Raw genomic sequence first — 18,307 nt, forward strand, 5'->3', positions numbered from 1 at the left:
GGGCGAACATTTCCTTGTTATTAAATGATCGATTTCTAAAAGCCTGCTTGGGCGAAGCGGTTGATCAAACCCCGCTCTGGCTTATGCGTCAAGCCGGACGATATCTCCCGGAATACAATGCAACCCGAGCTAAGGCTGGTAGCTTCCTTGGGCTCGCTAAAAATCCAGCTTATGCCACTGAGGTAACACTCCAGCCATTGGATCGCTACCCATTAGACGCTGCGATTTTGTTCTCCGATATTTTGACCATTCCTGATGCTATGGGTTTGGGTCTAAAATTTACTACAGGAGAGGGACCTAGTTTCGAGCACCCCCTTCGTACTGAAGAAGCGGTAAAAAAATTACGCGTTGCTGATATGAATCAGCTCAAATATGTTTTTGATGCTGTATCAGAAATTCGCAAGGCATTGATTCAGGACGGCAAACAGCGGGTGCCGCTCATTGGTTTTTCCGGAAGCCCGTGGACACTAGCTTGCTACATGATTGACGGTTCAGGTTCAGATGATTTTCGTCATGCCAAGACTATGATGTTCAGTCGCCCAGATTTGCTTGAACATATTCTTGAGATTAATGTCCAGTCGGTGGCAGCCTATTTAATTGAGCAGGTAAAAGCCGGAGCACAAGCACTCATGATATTTGATACCTGGGGAGGATTACTTCCCGATGGATGGTATCAGCGCATGTCCTTGGCTGCCATGCAAAAAGTGATTGAACTATTGCCCCGTGAACATGAGGGGCGCAAGCTCCCAATCATTATGTTCACAAAAGGTGGTGGTATTTGGTTAAACGATATGGCGCAAATTGGGGCAGATGTCATTGCGATTGACTGGACCATGCGCTTAAGCAGTGCACGCAAGGAACTTTTAGATATCAATAAGCCACTGGCTTTGCAGGGCAACCTAGATCCGCTTATTTTGTTTTCAGAGCCGAAGCAAATTGTAAGTGCTGCAGAGGGTCTTTTGGAGGATTTGGCTGGTGCCCCCCCACTAAAGCCGGGGCTTCATCCGCTGGATGGACACATCTTCAATTTGGGTCATGGCATCAACCAATTTACCCCACCTGAAAGCGTGACAGCTCTGTCCGAAGCAGTAATTTCCAAGTCAAAAGCCTTACGGGCAAAGCAATAGACGCAAGTAATTGCTAACTTAGGCCATTATTACGCCAGAAAGTTATGCACAGAAATGTGCAAAATCATAAATACAGAGAGATTCGAGAGAGTTGTGAACTTTCACCTTTAGTAATCATTCTAAAGTATTGATTTATATAGAAATAAATAAAATGCTAGTTTTCTGTGCAAGCTATTGTTCCTATAAAATAAATAAAGAAGTAGAAAAAATCAAATGATATCCACAGACTTATCCACAGGATAAAACAGAAAAAATAGTAAATGGCGCTTAAACCCACTGTTGTGCAGGTAGTAATAGATAAGCCTTTGGCCCAGGGCTTTGACTACCTGTGGGATGCTGAAAAATTAGGCAAATTACCAGAAATAGGTAATGTAGTTGCAGTACCATTCGCAAGATCAAAAGTAATCGGAGTTGTAATAAAAGTGAGCAATCACTCTGATTATGAAATATCAAAACTAAAGTCTGTAGAAAAGCTCGCACCACTTCCAGTATTCGATCCAGCTCTATTGAGGCTAATGAATTTTGCAAGTCAGTATTACGTTCATGCGCTTGGAGAAACTATCTTGCCAGTTATTCCGCAGATGTGGAAAAAGGCGGAAGACTGGGAAAAGATTCCAGAAAAACTGAAGTCAGCAGAGAAAAAAAGCAAAAAAGGGTTTGATGTGAGCTCAGAGGGAATAATCACACAAAATCAATTGAACCCCAATCAAAAGGCCGCTCTTAATAAATTATTGGGAGATGGTGAAAAAAAAGAAAAACAATTTCGGGCAATACTATTGCAGGGTCAAACTGGAAGCGGGAAGACTGCCGTCTTCCTCAATTGGCTAGCGAGCATCCTTGACGATGAAAGTGCCCAAGCACTTTTACTAGTGCCAGAAATTAATTTAACCCCACAATTAGAAAGACGAATAAGCGCCTATTTCCCCGATAAAAAAATGGCGGTATTGCATAGTGGTATCAGTGAAAAGAAAAGAGGTATTGCTTGGTATGAGGCAATGACTGGCAAGGCACAAATTATATTAGGAACTAGGCTGGCAGCTTTGACGCCAATGCCAAATTTACGAGTCATAGTGGTGGATGAAGAGCACGACCCATCTTATAAGCAACAGGATGGCACTCGATACTCAGCAAGAGATTTAGCAATCTGGCGAGCGCATGATCAAAAGATTCCCATTCTATTATCTTCTGCAACACCATCTCTAGAAACCTGGTTAGCAGCTCAATCAGGCCGCTATGAAAATATTCGACTTGATCAGCGCGCCAAAGGAGCAAGCTTACCCAGCGTGCACTTAATTAATACACGTAACCCGCAAAATCAATTTAGCCCAGGAGATGAGGGTGCGCCAAAGCAGAAAAGCCTAATTACAAAAACACTTGCAAATGCCATTACTAAATCACTTGCAGAAAAAAAACAAAGTTTGATTTTGATTAATAGGCGCGGCTATGCCCCAGTACTCAGTTGCTCAGCATGTAATTGGTTATCAAAATGCACGCAATGCTCTACCTACACAGTAATGCATAAAGCCGGCGCATTAAGCAAAAGATCAGTCTTAAATTGTCACCATTGTGGGTTGGTAAAGCCTATTCCACAGTTTTGCCCTGATTGTGGAAATGCAGACCTTAAAACACTTGGTCATGGGACTCAAAAAGTAGAAGATGCTATTGAAGACATGTGGCCGCAAGCAAGGGTATTACGAGTCGACACAGACTCAAGTAGAAAGAGCAAAGGAGCAGAAGCTCTCTTTACAGAAATACACGATGGTAATGTTGACATTGTCGTTGGCACTCAAATGATTGCCAAAGGACACGACTATCAAAACATTGGATTAGTAGCCGTATTAGATGCGGACAGTCGACTATATTCAGCTGACTTTAGAGCAGCCGAAAGATTATTTGCGCAGTTAGTTCAAGTAGCTGGGCGTGCTGGAAGATCTGGAGCTAGCGGTCAAGCTGGGGGTGATGTTTATATTGAGACACAATACCCTGAGTCACCAGTATTTCAGTATTTATTAAGACACGACGTCGATGGATTTTTAGCATTCACTGCTAGTGAGCGGCAAGAAGCAAAATTACCACCCTACTCATATCAAGCGCTTATTCATGCAGAAGGTAAAAGCCTAGATAAGGCGATTAGGTTTTTGAATGAACTAAAGGCGCGCATAAAAAGTAGGGGGATGATTACGAGAGAGCTTCAGGTGTATGACCCAGTACCTAAGCCAGTCATGCGGGTAGCAGGCGCAGAGCGGGCTCAATTATTAATTGAATCGGGCAATCGCAAGGTGCTGCAAGAAACGCTCGAAATAATTGATCAAGAATTACGCCAAGAGTCCACGGGAAGAATCAGCAAAACATCGCGCATTCGATGGTTGGTAGAGCGCGATCCGATTGCTATCTAAGCGCCTGCACTAGATTCGTATTGTGATAGCGACATTAAGTCGTTTAGATTGGTGCTAAGCGTTTCGGAAGATGTTGGTTTAATTTTAAATAACCAAACTGTATACGGCTGAGTATTTACGGCCTCAGGTCTGGCATCCATTTCTTCATTGAGGGCAATAATCTCACCGCTAATAGGAGCATGAATGTCGCTTGCCGCTTTAACAGACTCAATTGCAGCAATAGCTTCGCCCTGCTTCACTTGCTGGCCAATTTTTGGCGCTTGGAAAAACATCACATCACCCAAAGCTTCTTGCGCATGATTGCTGATGCCTACCCATACTAGTCCATCATCTTCGATGCTGGCCCACTCATGTGTTTCTGCGAATTTAAATGTGTCTTGAGTTTTCATTGCATACCCTGTGGGCGATATTTTAGATTATTTGCCACACATAAGTGACTGAGCAAATTACACGCTTATTTTGTTTATGCTGATTAAATTAGGGAAAGGGTCCAGTTACCCCATTCCACTGGGTGCGCCAACTTGAGGACCCGCAGATTGATGAGTAGCTTTACTTAGACCACTTCCATAACAAACTAGAATTTTGGATTTGGTGATGCAAAAGCCTTTGTATCAAAGAGCTGGTTTGAAATTTAGGTTTTTGCTGAGCCGGTACGATGTGTGCGATTGTATAAACAACTTGCACAAATCCAACGCTGCTTGCGATTGCTTGTCGGAATCCAGGTGCCACCCTCCAGGCGCTTTTCGCGACTGCATGAGGAGCAAAACTTAAGGCTCTGTGAAGTTTCTTGGGTAGCAGCTGGAGTCGAAGTAGTCATGGGTAATCCGGGTAATCCAAATCATGTACAGAAGTTCTATTTTACCCGTTTTGTCCTGCTGGGGCTGGGCTAAGGACGACTCTGACCGAATCAGCCGTTTTATTGCCATCAAAATCGAGCCAAGCCTTGTTCTCGAAGTCATAGAGCTTGCACTTGCGAGCGGTATCAAAGTACCAGGCCCAGGAGAACTTCTGGATAAAAATACGCTCTGGAAGGATGGTTTCTAGGGTATTTTGAGCCTCTTGGAGGCGGTATAAAGGTACGCTCATATCCACATGGTGGGCGGTATGCTCCATGATGTGGTGCATTAAGGAACCCCAAATCCAATTGAAGGTCAAATGCACTGTGGTCGACACAAAAGGCTGGGCGCGCAACCACTCAGATTTTTTGTCATACCAAGAGACTGAAGTGTGGGTGTGGTGAACATAGACCACAAAACCAATCATTCCGTTCCAGAAGAGGAAGGGAACGGCAAAACCGGTAATAATGCCAAGCCAAACAGATTGACCAGTAGCGAGGGCGCCGGCAATGAGACAAGCAATCCAAATAATGGCAAAGCCAGTCACCAGTAAATTATCTTTCAAGAAAATTGGACGGTCGCCAGGTTTATTTTTGGCATTCGGGAAGTACTCACGTCTCCACCAGATCTCAATGAGGTAGTAAAAAACAGGGCCCCAACCGCTACGGTAGAGACGCTCCAAGGCTTTACGCCATGCAGGAAGGGCATCGAATTCCGTTTTTGATAATGGAGCCCAAACAAAGTCAAAGCCCTTGAGGTTAGTCTGACCATGGTGAACCACGTTGTGGCCTACATCCCATAAGCTATATGGGGTTAGAGATGGCAAGAACGCAATGCGGCCCAATACTTTATTAAGTTCGCGGTGTGGTGTATAGCTTTGATGGCAGGCATCATGACCTAAGATGAAGATGCGACCAGTAACAAAACCAGCAACTAAGCCCAATACGATTTTGATCAGCGCGCTTTCAATGAAAATAGTGCCAGCGATACAGGCAAGCCATAAAACAGCATCTAGCACTAGCAAGGCAATTGCTTTTGCTGTTTCTCCTTGAGCCATAGGGATCAGCCAGCTGCGAATAACTTTTCGGTGCGGCAATGGATGATCTGGAGCCAAAGGATTGGCCAAAGATGGTTCGGATAGGGCAGAATTTAGATGATTTGACATGATAAGAATCAATAAGTTAGGGAGAAATGATAGCCTTTTTCACGAATTCACGCATGATGTAGGTCAAAACCCCCTCTGTTTTGGTGCGCCCGGCAGGAATCGAACCTGCGACCCTTGGCTTCGGAGGCCAATACTCTATCCACTGAGCTACGGGCGCCCGTAGGAAATTCGCTTACTTCGCTATTGTAAGTGCCTATATCCCATACAGTCTCGTTATAATTGGTGCAAATTAAACCTTACAACCCGTCTAACGATAAAAGTCCTATGAGCGAAGCACACGGCAGTCTAATTAAGTCACCCAAACAATTGATCATCATGGTGTTTGCTAGCTTTTTTGTACCACTCATCATCATTCTTTTATTAATGGTGTTCGTAAACAATGGCAAGCGAGTAGATTTGGACGCATCGGCTGAGCAACTCATTAAGCCAGTAGCGCAATTGAATTTTAAAGATGCCGGCGCATCTGCAGAATCTAAGGAAGCGACTTCCGCTGCTAAATAATTTTTTGGCACCTAAAAAAAGCTGGCATCTAGCCAGCTTTTTTATTGTTAGCTATTTTGATCTTTGGCATCCAAGGCCACCTGGTAAGCCTCCTTTTTACTGAGCCCAAGCATTTGAGCAAGTACGGTAGCAATTTCTTTGCTGCCTAAGTAAGGACTTAAGGCATTGGCCCATAGCAAGAGCGTTGAATGTTCGGGGGACTCATCTGCATTGGCTGGGCGGCCAGCCACTAAGACAATGAACTCACCCCTGAGGCTCTCCGCTTTCTCAAGCCACTCTGGAATATCTGCAGCAGTGAGCGTCACCAGCTGCTCAAATTTTTTGGTGAGCTCCCTGCCTACTAGTACTTGTCGCTTGGGCTCCAACTCTTTACTTAGCGTTATCAGGGTGTCACGTATTTGATGTGGTGATTCAAAAAAGATACTCGTTTTTGAATTGTTACGAATATCTTGAATGAGTACTCCACGCTCTTTGGCTTTATTCGGCCAAAAGCCAAGAAACTGAAATCGACCCTCGGATGGCAGCATGACTGAGCCGCTAGCAGAAATGGCGGACGACACTGCACTAGCTCCGGGAATAGGAATAATTCGAAAGCCTGCTTTCTGAACAGCGTTTACTAGTCTTGCGCCTGGATCAGAAACACCTGGCGTGCCCGCATCCGAGATGTAGGCCCAGCGTTCATTTTCAGCGAGGCGCTCAATAATGGCTTGCGCGCCAGTAATTTCATTGTGCTCATGCAAGGCAATACATTTCTTGTGGATGCCAAAATGTTGAAGCAGGGGCGCGCTATGCCTGGTGTCTTCACAGGCAATGCCATCCACTGAATTAAGCACATGCAGCGCACGCAAGGTGATATCCCCCATATTGCCAATCGGAGTGGCAACCATATATAAGGCCTTGGCTGGCAGATCCTGCTGTTTTAAAAAGTCAAAGGAGCTCAATTCCATGGGGCAATCTTTTGCTAATGAGATATTAATAAGTAAGAGAATACGTCCCTTTTGAATTCAGGGGCAGCGCAGACATATTGCTTGCACTTTGGCGCATAATAATGCGATGGATAAAGATACTCTCGAACGTTTGCGCGCTCGCGCATCCCAACATTTCTTAGACAGCATTGCTGTTAAGCAGGCGGCTGAAAAAATACTTCCTGAGCAGGTTGCTCGCGGCATAGTCGCCATGACAGATTGTTTGCGTGCTGGCGGAAAAGTGATGGCTTGCGGTAATGGCGGATCTGCTGCTGATGCGCAGCATTTTTCTGCTGAATTAATGGGCCGCTTTGAGCGTGAGCGACAAGAGTTGGCAGCGATTGCATTAACTACCGACACTTCAATCTTGACCGCAGTTGGCAATGACTACAGTTACGATGAAGTGTTTAGTAAGCAAGTGCGCGGCCTCGGCAAAAAAGGCGATATCTTGATCGGCATCTCCACCTCAGGGAATTCAAAAAACGTAGTGCAGGCAATTGAGGCTGCAAAAAAGATGGGGATAAAGATTATTGCCTTGACTGGTAATGATGGCGGAAAAATTGCAAGCCTATTAGATACGGATGACATTCATCTGTGCGCGCCCTCGACCCGCACTGCTCGCATTCAAGAAACACATTTAGTTTTGCTTCACGCCTTATGCGATGGCGTAGATCATTTATTGCTCGATTAATAGTCTCACACATTAGAAGGTACGCATATGCGAAATACTCTCATCATCAAATTATTTGCCGCGATTTTGATTTCCGTATTCATATCTGGTTGCGGAGTATTGGCTATTGGTGGTGTAGTGGCGGGTGCAAGTGTAATGGCGGATCGCCGATCGCCGGCCGTGCAGGCAATCGATAAAGGCATTGAGTTGGAAGCTGGTAATGCTTTAGCTAAGCGATATGGCGATGATGCGCACGTCAACGTGACATCATTCAATCAAAAGGTATTGTTGACTGGTGAAGTGAAAGATGCGGACATAAAGAGTCAGGTTGGGGCGTATGTAAGGGCCATGAAAAATGTTCGCTCTGTCTTTAATGAATTGGTGATTGGGCCAAACAGCACCTATACGGCTCGAGCGAATGACTCTTTCCTCGAATCTAAAATCAAAACCCAAATGATTTTCACAGACAAACTTCCGTCGAATTCAATGGCGATTGTTGCTGAAGGTAGCAGTGTTTATTTGATGGGTATTCTGTCACAAAATGAAGCAGCGATTGCTAAGAAAGTAACGAGCAATGCTGACGGTGTAAAGGATGTTTACGTCTACTTCGATATTATTTCTGAGGCAGAAAAGACGCGCCTAGAAAAACAAGGTAAGGCAGATGAAGTGCAACCAAACTCAATGCCAAAACAGTAAAGCTGTTTGATGGAAGGTGAGTAACGAATTTACCTATGCAACAGTTGAAATATTTTTTACTCGCCACCGTCTTCTTGCTATGTTCGCTGACTGCTAAGGCATCTAGTGACGATACAAAAGCGGCTGTACTTGCAAAACAAAATGCTTGTCTGGGATGTCATGCAGTTGATAAAAAAATTGTGGGCCCTAGCTTTCAAGCTGTCGCAAAAAAATATGCATATGATTCTGGTTCAACAGAATTTCTAAAAAATAAAATCTGGAAGGGTGGCTCCGGCTCTTGGGGTGTCGTGCCAATGCCAGCAAATGCGAAGTTAGGCGATGCTGATGTTTCTTTACTGGTGAGTTGGATTTTGCGCGGAGCGCCTAGCGCAAATTAAGTTGGGCGAACGACTGGCTTTCCAAGAAACCAGGACCACACATCATTTGAGCGCTTAAAGTTTTCTTTAAGGGCATAGTCAAAGTCAGCCCACTGCTCATTGGCAGCTTCTTCAACAATCGTGCCTGAATTTGCGGGTGGTAATTTCAAGTAAGCATCTGCATCGCCATGGGCGTACTCAACAAGCATCCCCGCCTTTTGCGCGAGATGCATCATCGCCCGGTTATTTGCCAAGCAATGCACGAATAAGGTTTCGATGCGAGTATTGCGTGAGTGCACCGAAGCACGTGCCAATAAAGCTGTACCTATGCCCTGCCCTCTGCCATTAGGTAGCACTGATACGCCAAACTCGGCGGCTAGTGGCTGACCTTTAGTTTTCGGTAAATATGCCAAATGAGCCATACCAATCAGGTTGAGCTGGGAGTCAAAACTGCCAAAGATCGTATCCTGATTGAATTCAAGGTGCTCTACATAGCGATGAATAACAGCATCAGGAGTTTGAGTGCCGAAACGAAGACGACGATCCTCTTCATTTAGCAGCAAAAGATGCTGAAGAACACGCTCTCTATGGCCAGCATGTAGTTCGCGAACAGGCACGACTAAGCCAGCCTTATATGGCTTGCCGGGTAAGTGACTATTCGCTAATTTATTGTGCATAGCAATATATTAGCAGAAAGCAGAACTAAATACAGGGTTTTCCCTTACACATGGGAATATAGACAAAAAGGGGGTGATAAGTGGAGTAAAAAACTGAATACATGACCCAAACATACCGCCTTATCCATAAAAACCCGTATATTTTCAAAAAAGTTGAAAATATTTTCAATCCCCATCTTCTTGTTTTTAATAGCTTTATTTTAAAAGTAGGAAAAAACATCGCCTTTTAATAGAAAAAGACTACGAAAGGTGTTGACGGACCCCAAAAAGGGGTATAAAGTCTCATCTCTCTGCTGCAACGTTTTATGAAATACGAAAACGCGCAGCCCTCTTTAAAAATTAGTCAACCGATAATTGTGGGTACTAAGTGAAAGCATCAAGTCCTTCGGGACAGATGTAAATAAATAGTACTCATAGACAGTAAAAAGATTTGGTTTTTAACCAAGTCAATTTCTTGAATGAGTGCGACGATCCGCAAGGATCACAGGAATTAAACTGAAGAGTTTGATCCTGGCTCAGATTGAACGCTGGCGGCATGCCTTACACATGCAAGTCGAACGGCAGCACGGGTACTTGTACCTGGTGGCGAGTGGCGAACGGGTGAGTAATACATCGGAACGTACCTTATCGTGGGGGATAACGCAGCGAAAGCTGTGCTAATACCGCATACGCCCTGAGGGGGAAAGCGGGGGATCGAAAGACCTCGCGCGATTAGAGCGGCCGATGCCTGATTAGCTTGTTGGTGGGGTAAAAGCCCACCAAGGCGACGATCAGTAGCTGGTCTGAGAGGACGATCAGCCACACTGGGACTGAGACACGGCCCAGACTCCTACGGGAGGCAGCAGTGGGGAATTTTGGACAATGGGGGCAACCCTGATCCAGCAATGCCGCGTGAGTGAAGAAGGCCTTCGGGTTGTAAAGCTCTTTTGTCAGGGAAGAAACACCGGCTCTAACACAGTCCGGGAATGACGGTACCTGAAGAATAAGCACCGGCTAACTACGTGCCAGCAGCCGCGGTAATACGTAGGGTGCAAGCGTTAATCGGAATTACTGGGCGTAAAGCGTGCGCAGGCGGTTATACAAGACAGGCGTGAAATCCCCGGGCTTAACCTGGGAATGGCGCCTGTGACTGTATAGCTAGAGTGTGTCAGAGGGGGGTAGAATTCCACGTGTAGCAGTGAAATGCGTAGATATGTGGAGGAATACCAATGGCGAAGGCAGCCCCCTGGGATAACACTGACGCTCATGCACGAAAGCGTGGGGAGCAAACAGGATTAGATACCCTGGTAGTCCACGCCCTAAACGATGCTGACTAGTTGTTCGGGATTTACATCCTGAGTAACGTAGCTAACGCGTGAAGTCAGCCGCCTGGGGAGTACGGTCGCAAGATTAAAACTCAAAGGAATTGACGGGGACCCGCACAAGCGGTGGATGATGTGGATTAATTCGATGCAACGCGAAAAACCTTACCTACCCTTGACATGTCACTAACGAAGTAGAGATACATTAGGTGCCCGTAAGGGAAAGTGAACACAGGTGCTGCATGGCTGTCGTCAGCTCGTGTCGTGAGATGTTGGGTTAAGTCCCGCAACGAGCGCAACCCTTGTCTTTAGTTGCTACGCAAGAGCACTCTAAAGAGACTGCCGGTGACAAACCGGAGGAAGGTGGGGATGACGTCAAGTCCTCATGGCCCTTATGGGTAGGGCTTCACACGTCATACAATGGTGCATACAGAGGGTTGCCAACCCGCGAGGGGGAGCTAATCTCAGAAAATGCATCGTAGTCCGGATCGTAGTCTGCAACTCGACTACGTGAAGCTGGAATCGCTAGTAATCGCGGATCAGAATGTCGCGGTGAATACGTTCCCGGGTCTTGTACACACCGCCCGTCATACCATGGGAGTGGGTTTTGCCAGAAGCCGTTAGCCTAACCGCAAGGAGGGCGACTGCCACGGCAGGGTTCATGACTGGGGTAAAGTCGTAACAAGGTAGCCGTATCGGAAGGTGCGGCTGGATCACCTCCTTTCTAGAGAAAGATGCTGGAGCTCTAGTGCCCACACTTATCGGTTGACAATAAAAGCCACGGGTCTGTAGCTCAGCTGGTTAGAGCACTGTGTTGATAACGCAGGGGTCGTAGGTTCAAGTCCTACCAGACCCACCACCAGCCAGAAACAAGACTTAGTGGGACGTTGGGGGATTAGCTCAGCTGGGAGAGCACCTGCTTTGCAAGCAGGGGGTCGTCGGTTCGATCCCGTCATCCTCCACCATCATCTAAATGTCAAAACTAAACGAAAATTTAATCGTTTAGTTTTGCCATTTATGGCTGTTCTTTAAAAATTTGAGTAAGCAAAGTGTCAAATGTTTCTTTGAGAGGACATTTGACAATGTAATAAGGGTAAAGATTGAATCATCAATCAGTAATACAAACGAGTTTTACCAAGTTCTTTAACAAGTACTTACAGTTTGGATTACGGCAAACATGTCAGAAGTAGAAGTAAACCTGTAACAGGTACTAGCAATGGTGCTCGTTATAGGATCAAGTGAATAAGTGCACATGATGGATGCCTTGGCGATTACAGGCGACGAAAGACGTTATAACCTGCGATAAGCCCCGGGGAGCTGGTAAATAAGCTTTGATCCGGGGATTTCTGAATGGGGAAACCCACCACTTTTGTGGTATCCATACCTGAATACATAGGGTATGAGAAGCGAACCTTGTGAACTGAAACATCTAAGTAGCAAGAGGAAAAGACATCAACCGAGATTCCCAGAGTAGTGGCGAGCGAAATGGGAACAGCCTTCTAGTGATAGCTCAGTAATTAACAGAACGGAATGGAAAGTCCGACAATAAAGGGTGATAGTCCCGTATGTGAAAATTATTGGGTGGTACTAGGCTAGAGACAAGTAGGGCGGGACACGTGAAATCCTGTCTGAATATGGGGGGACCATCCTCCAAGGCTAAATACTCGTAATCGACCGATAGTGAACAAGTACCGTGAGGGAAAGGCGAAAAGAACCCCGGGAGGGGAGTGAAATAGATCCTGAAATTGTGTGCATACAAACAGTAGGAGCCTCGTAAGGGGTGACTGCGTACCTTTTGTATAATGGGTCAGCGACTTACATTCAGTAGCAAGCTTAACCGAATAGGGAAGGCGTAGCGAAAGCGAGTCCGAATAGGGCGCTAGTTGCTGGGTGTAGACCCGAAACCAGTTGATCTATCCATGGCCAGGTTGAAGGTGCGGTAACACGTACTGGAGGACCGAACCCACTAACGTTGAAAAGTTAGGGGATGAGCTGTGGATAGGGGTGAAAGGCTAAACAAAACTGGAAATAGCTGGTTCTCTCCGAAAACTATTTAGGTAGTGCCTCGTGTATCACTGTAGGGGGTAGAGCACTGTCATGGTAGTGGGGTCCATTGCGGATTACTGCGCCATAGCAAACTCCGAATACCTACAAGTGCAATCACGGGAGACAGACATCGGGTGCTAACGTCCGGTGTCAAGAGGGAAACAACCCAGACCGCCAGCTAAGGTCCCTAATATATGCTAAGTGGGAAACGAAGTGGGAAGGCTAAAACAGTCAGGAGGTTGGCTTAGAAGCAGCCATCCTTTAAAGAAAGCGTAATAGCTCACTGATCGAGTCGTCCTGCGCGGAAGATGTAACGGGGCTAAGCATATAACCGAAGCTGCGGATCACAGTAATGTGATGGTAGGAGAGCGTTCTGTAAGCCTGTGAAGGTGTCTTGTAAAGGATGCTGGAGGTATCAGAAGTGCGAATGCTGACATGAGTAGCGATAAAGGGGGTGAAAAGCCCCCTCGCCGTAAGCCCAAGGTTTCCTGTTCAACGTTCATCGGAACAGGGTGAGTCGGCCCCTAAGGCGAGGCAGAGATGCGTAGCTGATGGGAACAAGGTTAATATTCCTTGACCATTGTTAGATGCGATGGGGGGACGGATCGCGGAAAGTTGTCCGGGTGTTGGATGTCCCGGTTCTTGCGTTGGAGATGGCTATTAGGTAAATCCGGTAGCGTAATTCAAGGGCGTGAGACGAGCGAATTTATTCGCGAAGCAATTGGAAGTGGTTCCAAGAAAAGCCTCTAAGCTTCAGTCTAACAAGACCGTACCGCAAACCGACACAGGTGGGCGAGATGAGTATTCTAAGGCGCTTGAGAGAACTCAGGAGAAGGAACTCGGCAAATTTGCACCGTAACTTCGGGATAAGGTGCGCCCTGGTAGTTTGACCCTGTACAAGGGGAGGACGAAAGGGTTGCAATAAAAAGGTGGCTGCGACTGTTTAATAAAAACACAGCACTCTGCAAACACGAAAGTGGACGTATAGGGTGTGACGCCTGCCCGGTGCTGGAAGATTAAATGATGGGGTGCAAGCTCTTGATTGAAGTCCCAGTAAACGGCGGCCGTAACTATAACGGTCCTAAGGTAGCGAAATTCCTTGTCGGGTAAGTTCCGACCTGCACGAATGGCGTAACGATGGCCACACTGTCTCCTCCTGAGACTCAGCGAAGTTGAAATGTTTGTGATGATGCAATCTACCCGTGGCTAGACGGAAAGACCCCATGAACCTTTACTGTAGCTTTGCATTGGACTTTGAACCGGTCTGTGTAGGATAGGTGGGAGGCGTTGAAAGCGGGATGCTAGTTCCGCTGGAGCCAACCTTGAAATACCACCCTGGTTTGTTTGAGGTTCTAACCTTGGCCCATTATCTGGGTCGGGAACAGTGCATGGTAGGCAGTTTGACTGGGGCGGTCTCCTCCCAAAGTGTAACGGAGGAGTACGAAGGTACGCTTGGTACGGTCGGACATCGTACCTAAAGTGCAATGGCAAAAGCGTGCTTAACTGCGAGACCGACAAGTCGAGCAGGTGCGAAAGCAGGTCATAGTGATCCGGTGGTTCTGTATGGAAGGGCCATCGCTCAACGGATAAAAGGTACTCTGGGGATAACAGGCTGATACCGCCCAAGAGTTCATATCGACGGCGGTGTTTGGCACCTCGATGTCGGCTCATCTCATCCTGGGGCTGTAGCCGGTCCCAAGGGTATGGCTGTTCGCCATTTAAAGAGGTACGTGAGCTGGGTTTAAAACGTCGTGAGACAGTTTGGTCCCTATCTGCCATGGGCGTTGGAGATTTGACGGGGGCTGCTCCTAGTACGAGAGGACCGGAGTGGACGTACCGCTGGTGTACCTGTTGTTTCGCCAGAAGCATCGCAGGGTAGCTATGTACGGAAGAGATAACCGCTGAAAGCATCTAAGCGGGAAACTTGCCTGAAGATGAGATCTCCCGTAGGTTTAACCTACATAAAGGGTCGTTGAAGACCACAACGTTGATAGGTCAGGTGTGGAAGCGCAGTAATGCGTTAAGCTAACTGATACTAATTGCCCGTTAGGCTTGATCCTATAACCAGCACTATTGTGTTGGATGTTTGCCAGATTTAATCTGCATCCTAATTACATGCTTACTCAAATAGAGTTGTTGATGATTTATCAGCAACTCGACCCTCTACGCCCGGTGACCATAGCAAGTTGGAACCACTCCTTCCCATCCCGAACAGGACAGTGAAACGACTTTACGCCGATGATAGTGCGGATTACCCGTGTGAAAGTAGGTAACTGCCGGGCACCAATGCGACGCCCAGACCCTCTTAGGTCTGGGCGTTTTTACTTGTGCGAAGCGTTTTGAGGTTTAAGAGATTGACAATAACTCCATTAGGAGTCAAAATATTGGGTTCGCGGAGGGGTGTCCGAGCGGCTAAAGGAGGCAGACTGTAAATCTGTTGGCTATGCCTACGTAGGTTCGAATCCTACCCCCTCCACCAGAGATGTGCGGGATTAGTTTAATGGTAAAACAGCAGATTTCCAATCTTCGGTCAAGAGTTCGATTCTCTTATCCCGCTCCAGTTTTAACGGTATTTGTATTTGCCCATGTGGCTCAGTGGTAGAGCACTCCCTTGGTAAGGGAGAGGTCGGCAGTTCGATCCTGCCCATGGGCACCATGGCTTGTGTAGTAAAAAAATTTAATTTCGTGTGTTGGTTTAAGAGTTAACTAAAGGCAGACAAAAAAATGGCAAAAGAAAAGTTTGAGCGGACAAAACCGCACGTAAACGTTGGCACCATTGGTCACGTTGACCACGGTAAAACCACATTGACAGCAGCAATTGCAACCGTGCTTTCTAAGCAATTTGGTGGCGAAGCAAAAGCATACGATCAGATCGATGCCGCTCCAGAAGAAAAAGCACGTGGTATTACGATTAATACAGCACACGTTGAGTATGAGACTGCAAATCGTCACTATGCTCACGTCGATTGCCCAGGACATGCTGACTACGTCAAGAACATGATTACTGGTGCTGCTCAGATGGACGGCGCTATTTTGGTTTGCTCTGCAGCTGACGGCCCAATGCCACAAACTCGTGAGCACATCCTCTTGGCACGCCAAGTAGGTGTTCCATACATCATCGTATTTTTGAACAAGTGCGACATGGTTGATGATGCTGAATTGCTCGAGTTAGTTGAAATGGAGGTTCGTGAACTTCTGTCTAAGTACGACTTCCCAGGCGATGACACACCAATCGTTCAAGGTTCTGCTAAGTTAGCTCTTGAAGGCGACGAAGGCCCATTGGGTAAAGAAGCCATCATGAAATTGGCTGAAGCATTAGATACCTATATCCCAACTCCAGAGCGTGCTATTGACGGTGCCTTCTTGATGCCAGTAGAGGACGTGTTCTCTATCTCCGGTCGCGGTACTGTTGTTACAGGCCGTATCGAGCGCGGTATCGTTAAAGTTGGTGAAGAGATTGAAATCATTGGTATCAAGCCAACACTGAAGACTACTTGTACTGGTGTTGAAATGTTCCGCAAATTGCTCGACCAAGGTCAAGCAGGCGATAACGTTGGTATCTTGTTACGCGGTACAAAACGTGAAGAAGTTGAGCGCGGCCAAGTATTGGCTAAGCCAGGTTCAATCACCCCACATACTCACTTTACAGCCGAGGTTTACATCTTGGGTAAAGATGAAGGTGGTCGTCATACGCCATTCTTTAACAACTATCGTCCACAGTTTTACTTCCGCACTACGGACGTAACTGGTTCAATCGAGTTGCCAAAAGACAAAGAAATGGTGATGCCTGGTGATAACGTGACTATTACCGTCAAGCTCATCGCGCCAATCGCGATGGAAGAAGGTTTACGTTTTGCGATCCGTGAAGGTGGCCGTACTGTTGGCGCCGGTGTGGTTGCGAAGATTTTGGCTTAATTCATTTAATAAAGGGGTGTAGCTCAATTGGCAGAGCGTTGGTCTCCAAAACCAAAGGTTGGGGGTTCGATGCCCTCCGCCCCTGCCACGATTTAAACTGAAAGTTATATGTCTCAACAAACAGCAAGTCACTCTGAAGAAAAGAGCAGCTGGGTCTCTGGACTCGCTGCTTTAATCGTCGTTGCAGCGTTAGTTCTTTACTACACGTTGGCGGACCAATCTCTATTGGTTCGTTTAGCTGTTTTGTTTGGCGGCATTGCAGTTGCAGTTTTGATTGTGGCGTTGTCAGCGGATGGGCGTCGTTTTATCGCCTACGCTAAAGACTCTTGGTATGAAGTAAAAAAGGTTGTTTGGCCGACTCGCAAAGAGACGACTCAAATGACTCTAGTCGTATTTGGCTTTGTCGTGATCATGTCCATGTTTTTGTGGCTTGCAGACAAATTAATTGAATGGCTAGTTTTTTCAGTCTTTTTGGGCTGGAAGTGAGTGAAAAATGATTGATGCTGAATTAGTCTCAAACCCACAGGCTACTGGCAATATGCGCTGGTACGTTATTCATGCTTATTCAGGCATGGAAAAAAGCGTTAAAAGAGGCTTAGAAGAGCGCATTGCTCGCTCTGGTATGCCAGAAAAATTTGGTCGTATCTTGGTTCCATCCGAAGAGGTTGTAGAAATCAAGTCTGGCACTAAATCTGTATCTGAGCGTCGTTTCTTCCCAGGATATGTCCTGATTGAGATGGAAATGACGGATGAAAGCTGGCATTTGGTGAAAAATACACCAAAAGTGACTGGATTCGTTGGTGGTGTTCGTAACCGCCCAAGCCCGATTTCAACAGCAGAAGTATCCAAAATCATGGATCAAATGCAGGCTGGGGTTGATAAGCCTAAGCCTAAGACCTTATTTGAGGTCGGTGAGATCGTGCGAGTTAAAGAAGGCCCATTTGTTGACTTCAACGGCAATATTGAAGAAGTTAACTATGAGAAGTCAAGATTGCGCGTTTCTGTTACAATTTTTGGCCGCGGTACCCCAGTTGAGCTGGAGTTCGGGCAAGTAGAAAAGATGTAAAAAGCACCCTATTTAAGGGTGTTTTGTAGCAAAAAGTAGTGGTTTTAAGTGGTTAGCAATAACCGAGGAGCGGATCTAGAAAGCCAAAAACTAGTGAAGCGTTTACTCAACAGCGGTCTTTCCTAATGAGGTTAGGCGCGCTTTTAGGAGCAATCAATGGCAAAGAAGATCATTGGCTTTATCAAGCTGCAGATCCCTGCAGGTAAAGCAAATCCATCACCTCCCGTAGGTCCAGCATTGGGTCAACGCGGCCTCAATATTATGGAATTCTGTAAGGCGTTTAATGCTCAAACTCAGAGCATGGAACCTGGCCTTCCAATTCCTGTCGTGATTACAGCGTTTGCTGATAAGAGCTTCACTTTCATCATGAAGACTCCTCCAGCAACCATCATGATTAAGAAGGCTGCAAAGATCGAAAAAGGATCACCACGTCCGCATACCGATAAGGTAGGAAAAATTACACGTGCTCAAGCAGAAGAAATTGCTAAAGCAAAAATGCCAGATTTGACAGCTGCTGATATGGATGCTGCTGTAAGAACAATCGCTGGTAGCGCCCGTTCAATGGGCATCACAGTGGAAGGTCTCTAATC

Annotated in this window: 15 protein-coding genes, 7 tRNA genes and 3 rRNA genes; 19 read left to right on the forward strand and 6 right to left on the reverse strand. The window is 46.4% G+C overall.

What is annotated here, in order from left to right; translation table 11 throughout:
* Window positions 1–8: 8 nt before the first annotated feature.
* Together hemE and priA are read left to right on the forward strand one after the other, a co-directional pair.
* Window positions 9–1,127 (forward strand): uroporphyrinogen decarboxylase, encoded by a 1,119-nt coding sequence (gene hemE / locus FD967_RS00120; RefSeq protein WP_215327101.1) that lies wholly within the window; start codon window positions 9–11, stop codon window positions 1,125–1,127.
* A gap of 260 nt (window positions 1,128–1,387) precedes the next feature.
* Window positions 1,388–3,523: a primosomal protein N' gene (priA, locus tag FD967_RS00125; protein ID WP_215326109.1), complete on the forward strand. Its 2,136-nt coding sequence runs from the start codon at window positions 1,388–1,390 to the stop codon at window positions 3,521–3,523.
* Here priA and gcvH read toward each other — a convergent pair.
* The 4 genes from gcvH to FD967_RS00145 all read right to left on the reverse strand — a co-directional run bounded on the left by gcvH (window position 3,520) and on the right by FD967_RS00145 (window position 5,681).
* Window positions 3,520–3,912, reverse strand: a complete 393-nt coding sequence (gene gcvH, locus FD967_RS00130; RefSeq protein WP_215326110.1) for a glycine cleavage system protein GcvH — start codon at window positions 3,910–3,912, stop codon at window positions 3,520–3,522. The two genes, priA and gcvH, sit on opposite strands and share 4 nt — an antisense overlap.
* Window positions 3,913–4,154: 242 nt before the next feature.
* Window positions 4,155–4,340: a hypothetical protein gene (locus FD967_RS00135; RefSeq protein ID WP_041396810.1), complete on the reverse strand. Its 186-nt coding sequence runs from the start codon at window positions 4,338–4,340 to the stop codon at window positions 4,155–4,157.
* Between the two features lie 41 nt (window positions 4,341–4,381).
* Window positions 4,382–5,416 carry a fatty acid desaturase gene (locus FD967_RS00140; protein WP_215327102.1) on the reverse strand — a complete coding sequence of 345 codons (1,035 nt, stop codon included), beginning with the start codon at window positions 5,414–5,416 and terminating at the stop codon, window positions 4,382–4,384.
* A 189-nt stretch (window positions 5,417–5,605) separates the two neighbouring features.
* Window positions 5,606–5,681, reverse strand: a tRNA-Arg gene (locus FD967_RS00145).
* Between the two features lie 107 nt (window positions 5,682–5,788).
* Between FD967_RS00145 and FD967_RS00150 the strand changes: the two genes are divergently transcribed.
* On the forward strand, window positions 5,789–6,025 hold the full coding sequence (locus FD967_RS00150; RefSeq protein ID WP_251369045.1) for a hypothetical protein: 237 nt from the start codon (window positions 5,789–5,791) through the stop codon (window positions 6,023–6,025).
* Window positions 6,026–6,072: 47 nt separating this feature from the next.
* Here FD967_RS00150 and rsmI read toward each other — a convergent pair whose 3' ends face one another.
* Window positions 6,073–6,972: a 16S rRNA (cytidine(1402)-2'-O)-methyltransferase gene (gene rsmI, locus FD967_RS00155; RefSeq protein ID WP_215326111.1), complete on the reverse strand. Its 900-nt coding sequence runs from the start codon at window positions 6,970–6,972 to the stop codon at window positions 6,073–6,075.
* Between the two features lie 106 nt (window positions 6,973–7,078).
* Here rsmI and FD967_RS00160 point away from each other — a divergent pair, with 106 nt between their 5' ends.
* From FD967_RS00160 to FD967_RS00170, 3 genes are read left to right on the forward strand one after another with little or no spacing between them, the layout of a single operon-like run.
* Entirely contained in the window at window positions 7,079–7,681 is a 603-nt protein-coding gene (locus tag FD967_RS00160; RefSeq protein WP_215326112.1) for a phosphoheptose isomerase, read from the forward strand.
* Between the two features lie 27 nt (window positions 7,682–7,708).
* Window positions 7,709–8,356 (forward strand): BON domain-containing protein, encoded by a 648-nt coding sequence (locus FD967_RS00165; protein ID WP_215326113.1) that lies wholly within the window; start codon window positions 7,709–7,711, stop codon window positions 8,354–8,356.
* 35 nt (window positions 8,357–8,391) lie between these two features.
* Window positions 8,392–8,733: a c-type cytochrome gene (locus tag FD967_RS00170; RefSeq protein WP_251369046.1), complete on the forward strand. Its 342-nt coding sequence runs from the start codon at window positions 8,392–8,394 to the stop codon at window positions 8,731–8,733.
* Here the strand turns inward: FD967_RS00170 and FD967_RS00175 are convergent.
* Window positions 8,730–9,389, reverse strand: coding sequence for a GNAT family N-acetyltransferase (locus tag FD967_RS00175; RefSeq protein ID WP_215326114.1), 660 nt, complete (start codon window positions 9,387–9,389; stop codon window positions 8,730–8,732). The two genes, FD967_RS00170 and FD967_RS00175, sit on opposite strands and share 4 nt — an antisense overlap.
* Before the next feature lie 492 nt (window positions 9,390–9,881).
* Here FD967_RS00175 and FD967_RS00180 point away from each other — a divergent pair.
* The 13 genes from FD967_RS00180 (at window position 9,882) to rplK (ending at window position 18,305) form a co-directional block, all read left to right on the forward strand.
* Window positions 9,882–11,414, forward strand: a 16S ribosomal RNA gene (locus FD967_RS00180).
* Window positions 11,415–11,472: 58 nt separating this feature from the next.
* Window positions 11,473–11,549, forward strand: a tRNA-Ile gene (locus FD967_RS00185).
* 30 nt (window positions 11,550–11,579) lie between these two features.
* Window positions 11,580–11,655: transfer RNA gene (locus FD967_RS00190), tRNA-Ala, on the forward strand.
* 267 nt (window positions 11,656–11,922) lie between these two features.
* Window positions 11,923–14,796: ribosomal RNA gene (locus FD967_RS00195) — 23S ribosomal RNA — on the forward strand.
* Window positions 14,797–14,904: 108 nt separating this feature from the next.
* A 5S ribosomal RNA gene (gene rrf / locus FD967_RS00200) occupies window positions 14,905–15,018 on the forward strand.
* Together the 16S, 23S and 5S rRNA genes with 5 tRNA genes alongside form the textbook arrangement of a ribosomal RNA operon.
* A 112-nt stretch (window positions 15,019–15,130) precedes the next feature.
* Window positions 15,131–15,215 (forward strand) — tRNA-Tyr (locus tag FD967_RS00205).
* Between the two features lie 7 nt (window positions 15,216–15,222).
* A tRNA-Gly gene (locus tag FD967_RS00210) sits at window positions 15,223–15,296 on the forward strand.
* A 21-nt stretch (window positions 15,297–15,317) separates the two neighbouring features.
* Window positions 15,318–15,392, forward strand: a tRNA-Thr gene (locus tag FD967_RS00215).
* Window positions 15,393–15,460: 68 nt separating this feature from the next.
* On the forward strand, window positions 15,461–16,651 hold the full coding sequence (gene tuf, locus FD967_RS00220; protein WP_215326116.1) for an elongation factor Tu: 1,191 nt from the start codon (window positions 15,461–15,463) through the stop codon (window positions 16,649–16,651).
* 12 nt (window positions 16,652–16,663) lie between these two features.
* A tRNA-Trp gene (locus FD967_RS00225) sits at window positions 16,664–16,739 on the forward strand.
* Window positions 16,740–16,759: 20 nt separating this feature from the next.
* Window positions 16,760–17,137, forward strand: a complete 378-nt coding sequence (secE, locus tag FD967_RS00230; protein ID WP_215326118.1) for a preprotein translocase subunit SecE — start codon at window positions 16,760–16,762, stop codon at window positions 17,135–17,137.
* A gap of 7 nt (window positions 17,138–17,144) precedes the next feature.
* Window positions 17,145–17,717 (forward strand): transcription termination/antitermination protein NusG, encoded by a 573-nt coding sequence (gene nusG, locus FD967_RS00235; RefSeq protein ID WP_215326120.1) that lies wholly within the window; start codon window positions 17,145–17,147, stop codon window positions 17,715–17,717.
* 156 nt (window positions 17,718–17,873) lie between these two features.
* On the forward strand, window positions 17,874–18,305 hold the full coding sequence (gene rplK / locus FD967_RS00240; RefSeq protein ID WP_011901890.1) for a 50S ribosomal protein L11: 432 nt from the start codon (window positions 17,874–17,876) through the stop codon (window positions 18,303–18,305).
* The last annotated feature ends 2 nt before the right edge of the window (window positions 18,306–18,307 follow it).

Source organism: Polynucleobacter sp. JS-Mosq-20-D10 (genome assembly GCF_018687755.1).
Taxonomy (GTDB): domain Bacteria; phylum Pseudomonadota; class Gammaproteobacteria; order Burkholderiales; family Burkholderiaceae; genus Polynucleobacter.

Coding starts and splice junctions, on each gene's coding strand:
- FD967_RS00135 (WP_041396810.1), bottom strand. CDS start 4,340: ATGACTACTTCGACTCCAGCTGCTACCCAAGAAACTTCACAGAGCCTT.
- gcvH (WP_215326110.1), bottom strand. CDS start 3,912: ATGAAAACTCAAGACACATTTAAATTCGCAGAAACACATGAGTGGGCC.
- rsmI (WP_215326111.1), bottom strand. CDS start 6,972: ATGGAATTGAGCTCCTTTGACTTTTTAAAACAGCAGGATCTGCCAGCC.
- tuf (WP_215326116.1), top strand. CDS start 15,461: ATGGCAAAAGAAAAGTTTGAGCGGACAAAACCGCACGTAAACGTTGGC.
- FD967_RS00140 (WP_215327102.1), bottom strand. CDS start 5,416: ATGGCTCAAGGAGAAACAGCAAAAGCAATTGCCTTGCTAGTGCTAGAT.
- nusG (WP_215326120.1), top strand. CDS start 17,145: ATGATTGATGCTGAATTAGTCTCAAACCCACAGGCTACTGGCAATATG.
- FD967_RS00175 (WP_215326114.1), bottom strand. CDS start 9,389: ATGCACAATAAATTAGCGAATAGTCACTTACCCGGCAAGCCATATAAG.
- rplK (WP_011901890.1), top strand. CDS start 17,874: ATGGCAAAGAAGATCATTGGCTTTATCAAGCTGCAGATCCCTGCAGGT.
- FD967_RS00165 (WP_215326113.1), top strand. CDS start 7,709: ATGCGAAATACTCTCATCATCAAATTATTTGCCGCGATTTTGATTTCC.
- FD967_RS00150 (WP_251369045.1), top strand. CDS start 5,789: ATGAGCGAAGCACACGGCAGTCTAATTAAGTCACCCAAACAATTGATC.
- priA (WP_215326109.1), top strand. CDS start 1,388: ATGGCGCTTAAACCCACTGTTGTGCAGGTAGTAATAGATAAGCCTTTG.
- FD967_RS00160 (WP_215326112.1), top strand. CDS start 7,079: ATGGATAAAGATACTCTCGAACGTTTGCGCGCTCGCGCATCCCAACAT.
- secE (WP_215326118.1), top strand. CDS start 16,760: ATGTCTCAACAAACAGCAAGTCACTCTGAAGAAAAGAGCAGCTGGGTC.
- FD967_RS00170 (WP_251369046.1), top strand. CDS start 8,392: ATGCAACAGTTGAAATATTTTTTACTCGCCACCGTCTTCTTGCTATGT.